General features: G+C 65.1%; 6 protein-coding genes. 5 read left to right on the top strand and 1 reads right to left on the bottom strand.

Features of this window, described 5'->3' with window-relative positions:
- Window positions 1-22: 22 nt before the first annotated feature.
- On the bottom strand, window positions 23-451 hold the full coding sequence (locus tag KAY22_RS24115; RefSeq protein ID WP_296625678.1) for a MarR family EPS-associated transcriptional regulator: 429 nt from the start codon (window positions 449-451) through the stop codon (window positions 23-25).
- Between the two features lie 240 nt (window positions 452-691).
- Between KAY22_RS24115 and KAY22_RS24110 the strand changes: the two genes are divergently transcribed.
- The 5 genes from KAY22_RS24110 to KAY22_RS24090 all read left to right on the top strand — a co-directional run bounded on the left by KAY22_RS24110 (window position 692) and on the right by KAY22_RS24090 (window position 5,190).
- Window positions 692-1,903, top strand: a complete 1,212-nt coding sequence (locus KAY22_RS24110; protein WP_296625677.1) for a glycosyltransferase — start codon at window positions 692-694, stop codon at window positions 1,901-1,903.
- Window positions 1,904-1,916: 13 nt separating this feature from the next.
- Complete coding sequence (locus KAY22_RS24105; RefSeq protein ID WP_296625676.1) at window positions 1,917-3,014, top strand: FAD-dependent oxidoreductase; 1,098 nt, start codon at window positions 1,917-1,919, stop codon at window positions 3,012-3,014.
- Complete coding sequence (locus KAY22_RS24100) at window positions 3,011-3,787, top strand: NAD-dependent epimerase/dehydratase family protein (protein ID WP_296625675.1); 777 nt, start codon at window positions 3,011-3,013, stop codon at window positions 3,785-3,787. Before KAY22_RS24105 ends, KAY22_RS24100 begins: the two co-directional genes overlap by 4 nt.
- Window positions 3,784-4,602 carry a sugar phosphate isomerase/epimerase family protein gene (locus KAY22_RS24095; RefSeq protein ID WP_296625674.1) on the top strand — a complete coding sequence of 273 codons (819 nt, stop codon included), beginning with the start codon at window positions 3,784-3,786 and terminating at the stop codon, window positions 4,600-4,602. The genes KAY22_RS24100 and KAY22_RS24095 overlap by 4 nt, the downstream gene beginning before the upstream one ends.
- Window positions 4,603-4,677: 75 nt before the next feature.
- The gene (locus KAY22_RS24090; RefSeq protein ID WP_296625673.1) at window positions 4,678-5,190 is read left to right on the top strand and encodes a transcription termination/antitermination NusG family protein; all 513 of its coding nucleotides are present in this window, start codon (window positions 4,678-4,680) and stop codon (window positions 5,188-5,190) included.
- The last annotated feature ends 57 nt before the right edge of the window (window positions 5,191-5,247 follow it).

The raw sequence follows: 5,247 nt of genomic DNA, 5'->3' as shown, positions 1-5,247 counted from the left end.
TCCTGCCCGGTGCTGCCGGTTATCAGCGCTCGCTTCGCCATGAGTCCTTCGGTTCTTGGATGGGTTGGGTGTGGGGCTGGTCGGGGCCGCCGTCGCCGGCGGTCGCGAGTTTGTCGCCATAATCGAGGCGCAGGCTCTCGATCTCGGCCTTGATCGCTTCATATTCGGCCATCTTGCGACGGATGAAGCGCGCCGCGAGCTTGGCGCGATGCGCGATGCCCTCCGGGGTCAGCACATAGACGTAGCGCAGCTTGTTCTTCGAGGCCTGAAAATTCTCGATCTTCACATGGCCTTTGGCGACCAGCGCGCGCAGACAGTAATTGACCCCGCCCAGACTGACCCCCAGCGCCACCGCGATATCGCGCTGGCTGGCCGACGGATTCTGGTCGAGCAGGCGCAGGATGCGGAAGTGGATATCTTCCTGTCGGGTGGTGTCGCTATCGCTGCTCATCGCTGCGGACGGACTGCGGGCAGGCTACCGCACGGCGTGGGAAGCATCCCCGCCGGCAAGATCATAAGAACGTCCCGGAGGGAGTGTTCACGCGTGAACGTCTAGCCGCTTTTCGCGCCGCCGCAAGAGCAGCGGTTCCGTAGCGAGGGATGCCTGTGACAAAGCGCCTTTTCCGCTGGCGGCGAAACGGCCATAGGTGCAGCCGCCCATGCCAGACATATCCGAAGGCCCTCGCCCGCAATGCGCATAGCTTTCCTACCGGAAAGGCCGGACAGCTTTGGGCAGAGCCCGATCCCCAGCCCGACTGATCGGCGCCGGCTTGCGACGCTGATCCCGCACTGGGAAGCGCGGGGCGCCACAGTCGCGCCCTATGGAGCCGGGTCCGACGCCGATATCGCCTATTTCGTGGCCTCGCACCTGGGCCTGTCGCAGATCGAAGCAGCGATGCGCGCGCCGTCGCGCGGTCCTGCCATCGCGATGGGGATTACCGAGGATCTGTTGACCGCCGACTGGGCCGCCTTCGACAATGAGAAGGTCAACGACCTGGAGACGATCGCCGCCTGGCATTTCGGCGGCGGCCGGCGCGGCTTGAAGGCGGGCGTCCGGCGCTGGGCCAATCGTCTCGGGCTGCCGATCAGCTTCCGGGCAAGGATGCTGCGCGCTGTAGCCGGCGCCGATGTCGTGATCTGCGCATCCGAGGCACAGGCGGCATCGCTGCGCAGCATAAACCCTTTTTCGGTGGCGATCGCGGAGGCCATACCGGCATCCGATTTCGAACCTGCGCGGTCGCCCGTCGGCGATGCGCTGCTGGCGGCGAAGGCCGCCTCGGGGGCGACTCTGATCCTGTGGGAGGGAACCGCTTATGGTCTCCATCTCCTCGAATTGCTGCGCGACCCGCTGGAGCGGCTCCACCGCGATCTGCCGGGGTCGTTCGAACTGGTCGTGGCAATGCCGCGCGAACGCCCCGCGCCCTTTCACGGGATCACCGACAATCCGGAGATCCTCCGCAGCATATTCGCCTTCCCGACGCGCTTCGTTCCCTGGACCGCCGACACCATCGGTTCGGTGATCCGGGCCTGCGACATCGGCATCGCGCCGATGGCCGACCTCAACCCCTTCTATGCCGCCAAGGCGCATAACAAGCCGGCCGTCTATATGTCGCTCGGCCTGCCGGTGGTGGTGTCCGATATCCTGTCCTACCGCCAGTTCGTCCACCATGGCGAGGATGGTCTGGTCGCCACCACCACCGACCATTGGTATGATCATCTGCGCAGCCTGATCGTCGATGGCGATTTCCGTCGTCGGGCCGGGCTTGCAGCGCGGGCGACCTTCGAGGCCAGCGGCGGGATGGAGGCCGTTGCCGATCGCTTCTACCAGGCCTTCGAACTTGGCTGCGCCGTTGCGCGGGTTCGTCGGTCGGTCGGGCGGCGTGCGGACGTGCCAGCGCTATGACGGAGCTTGCCTGATGCCCTATTCGGTCGCGATCGTCGGGGGTGGCTGGTATGGCTGCCACATCGCATTGTCGCTGCACAATCTCGGCTTCGAGGTGCAGCTCTACGAAAAGAGCGGACGGCTGCTCAACGATGCCTCGGGCAACAACCAGTTCCGCCTCCACATGGGCTTTCATTATGCCCGTCATCAGCAGACCCGGCAGCAGTCGCGGGACGGCTATTTCCGCTTCCTCGAACGCTATCCCGAACTGTCGGCGCCGATTGCGCAGAATGTCTATGCGATCCCCCATGGCCAGAGCCTGATCGACTTTCCGACCTACAAGCTGATCATGAGCTCGTCGGGGATGGATTTCGTGGAGAGCGCGCAGCCTGTCCCGGGCCTCGTCGACATAGAGGGCGCCCTGCTGGTGCCGGAGCGGGTGATCCTTTTGTCCGAAGCACGCGCCCTGTTCTCGCAGCGGCTGGCACCGGTCATGACGCTCGATACTGCGATCGAGACGATCGAGGAGCACGAGGACGAAGTCGTCGTCAACGGTCGCCGTTTCGATTTCGTCATCGACGCGACCTGGGGGCATCTGACGCGACCGGCGATCGACTGCATCTACGAACCGACGATGTTGCTTTATTATGAGGCGGCGGACCGCTTTCCTGCGATCACCCTCGTCGATGGTCCGCTCTGCTCGGTCTATCCGACCGAGGATCCGCATGTGTACACGCTGTCGAGCGTCCCCCACACGCCGCTGGGCCAAGTCCGCGATCCGGCTGCCGCCATCGCCCTGCGTGACGGTGTGACGGGCGAGACGGTGCAGGCCAAGCGCGCGGCGATGGAAGCGCAGATCATGCGCAACCTGCCGGGCTTCCGCGACCATTTCCGCTTCCTCGGCATCCAGTTGTCGATCAAGACCAAGCCGACCGGCGCGGCCGACGATCGCAGTTGTTATGTCGAGCGGCGCGGGCGTCGCTTCATCGTCATGTCGGGCAAGATCGACACGATCTTCCATGCGACCGAACGCATATTGGGCGAGATCGCGACCGGGCGGCTGGACACGCACCGGCCTTCCGAAGCACTGATCCGCAACGACATCCTGAGGGCGCCGGGAGAAGGGGCATGATCGAAGCCGATAAGGCGCTGATCGGGCATAGCGGGCTGGTGGGATCCACGCTGGCGCGCGCCTCGCATTATGCGGCCTGTTTCAATTCGCGAACCATCGACGATATGCGGGGGGGGCGCTTCGGCCATGTCGTCTGTGCGGGTGTTTCGGCCGTCAAATGGCTCGCGAACAAGGAACCGGAACAGGATCTCGCCGGCATTCGCCGCCTCACCGATGTGCTGGAGACGGTCAGGGCCGATCGTTTCACGCTGATCTCTACGGTCGACGTCTTCGCCGATCCCGTAGGCGTGGACGAAAGCACGTCGCCTGCGGGCAATACGGCGCCCTATGGGCGGCATCGCTTCGAACTCGAACAATGGGTCAGATCGCGTTTCCCGGCCTGCCGGATCGTCCGCCTTCCTGGACTGTTCGGCACGGGCCTGAAGAAGAACATCCTGTTCGACCTGATCCACGACAATGGGATCGAGGGCATCTCGCTCGACAGCTGCTTCCAATGGTATCCGCTGCGACGCTTTGCCGAAGACCTGGCGCGCATCGAGGCGGAGGGGGCCGACCTCGTCCATGTCGCCCCCGAGCCGCTTCCGACCCGCGACATCGTGATGCGCTATTTTGCCGAGAAGGCCGATCGGCTGAAGGGGGACGCCCGCGTCCGTTATGATTTCCGCACACTCTATCCCGATTTGCTCGGAAGCGGCCACGGTCCCTACCAGCTGTCGGCTGCGACGGTGATGGACGAACTGGGGCGTTTCATTGCGGAGAGCCGAGACGCATGAAGCTTGCCTTGTCCAACCTCGCCTTCCCTGCGGACATGCCCGATGCGGTCCTGAGCGATCTCGTCGAGGCGGGGCTCGGGGGGCTCGAGGTGGCATTGACGCGGATCGCGCCATGGGTCGAGCTTACCCCCGCTCGGATTGTTGAGTTCAGGCAGCGCATCGCGGATCTCGGCCTGCAGGCGCCCTCGCTCCAGGCGATCTTCTTCGGGGTTGAAGGCGGGAGCCTGTTCGGGACTGAGGAGCAGTTCGCCCGACTGGCCGCACGCCTCGAGCACGTCACCGATTTCGGCGCGCTGCTCGGCTCTTCGGTGGCGGTGTTCGGTGCGCCCGGTACGCGACAGACCGGGGACCTGCCGGAGGCAGAGGCCTGGGCCATAGGCCGCGACCGCCTCGCGCGTCTTGCCGATATCGCTGGCGCCTCCGATATTCGTCTCGGCATAGAGCCGGTGCCAAGCTTCTATGGCGGCGATTTTCTGCGGCGCTGGCAGGATATCGCCGCCATGGTGCGCGAGATCGGCCATTCCCATCTCGCCCTGCATCTCGACATCGGCTGCGTGTCGCTCGGCGAGGACGATATCGTCACCGCAATCGAACAGACGCAGGACATTCTCTGTCATTACCATGTGTCGGAACGGAATCTCGGCGCCTTCGCTGCGCCGGAATTCCCGCACCGGGCGGCGGCTCACGCCCTGTCCGCCACCGATTATGATCATTGGATTTCGATCGAGATGGCGTTGCAGGCGGACCGTCCGCTGGATGCCATCCGCGAGGCGGTGGCATTCGCTGCTGCGGCTTATCGGCCCGCGCTGGATTGACTCGCGCCGCTCACGGGCACAGTAGCGTTCAGCGGTGAACGCTTCGATCGGGGGATCGCCTTGGACCGTCCGGAAATGCCACGACCATGGTACGCGGCGCAGCTCAAGCCCAATGCGGGGGCGATTGCCGAGCGGAATCTGCGGCGGCAGGGGTTCGAGCTGTTCGTCCCGCAGGAGCAGTGCGCGGTTCGGGGGGCGAGTGCGTTCCGGACGGTGCGGCGGCCGCTTTTTCCCGGTTATGTCTTCGTGCGCGCTGGCGCCGATATGGCGGTTCCGTCGGCCGCATTGCGCGCAGTGAACGGAACGCAGGGGGTCGTCCGGCTGGTGTCGTTCGGTGCCAGCCCCGCTCCGTTGCCGCCGGGCTTCGTCGAGGCGCTGATCGAGCGCTACGACGCCGGCGGGCGGATGGCGCCGCCGCAGATGCTGCGCGAAGGCGATCGGGTGCGGATGGCGTCGGCGCCCTTCGTAGACATGATCGGGTCGATCGAGAAGGTCAGCGCCGAGCGGCGGGTCTGGATATTGCCCGACCTGCTCGGGACCAAGGTGCGTCTGTCGGCCTCAAGCGACGATCTCGCGCTGGTCAGCTGACGGAGTCGACGTTCAGCCGAGGACGGCGACGCTGCGCAGGATCAGGCGCACCAGTTC

The sequence above is a fragment of the Rhizorhabdus sp. genome (assembly GCF_018006725.1).
Classification (GTDB): Bacteria; Pseudomonadota; Alphaproteobacteria; order Sphingomonadales; family Sphingomonadaceae; genus Rhizorhabdus.
Note: the sequence above shows the minus strand (reverse complement) of the source record. Positions and strands in the feature narration are given on the sequence as shown.

Excerpts from the sequence above, each read along its gene's own strand:
- KAY22_RS24115 (WP_296625678.1), bottom strand. The coding sequence starts at position 451 with ATGAGCAGCGATAGCGACACCACCCGACAGGAAGATATCCACTTCCGC.
- KAY22_RS24110 (WP_296625677.1), top strand. The coding sequence starts at position 692 with ATGCGCATAGCTTTCCTACCGGAAAGGCCGGACAGCTTTGGGCAGAGC.
- KAY22_RS24105 (WP_296625676.1), top strand. The coding sequence starts at position 1,917 with ATGCCCTATTCGGTCGCGATCGTCGGGGGTGGCTGGTATGGCTGCCAC.
- KAY22_RS24100 (WP_296625675.1), top strand. The coding sequence starts at position 3,011 with ATGATCGAAGCCGATAAGGCGCTGATCGGGCATAGCGGGCTGGTGGGA.
- KAY22_RS24095 (WP_296625674.1), top strand. The coding sequence starts at position 3,784 with ATGAAGCTTGCCTTGTCCAACCTCGCCTTCCCTGCGGACATGCCCGAT.
- KAY22_RS24090 (WP_296625673.1), top strand. The coding sequence starts at position 4,678 with ATGCCACGACCATGGTACGCGGCGCAGCTCAAGCCCAATGCGGGGGCG.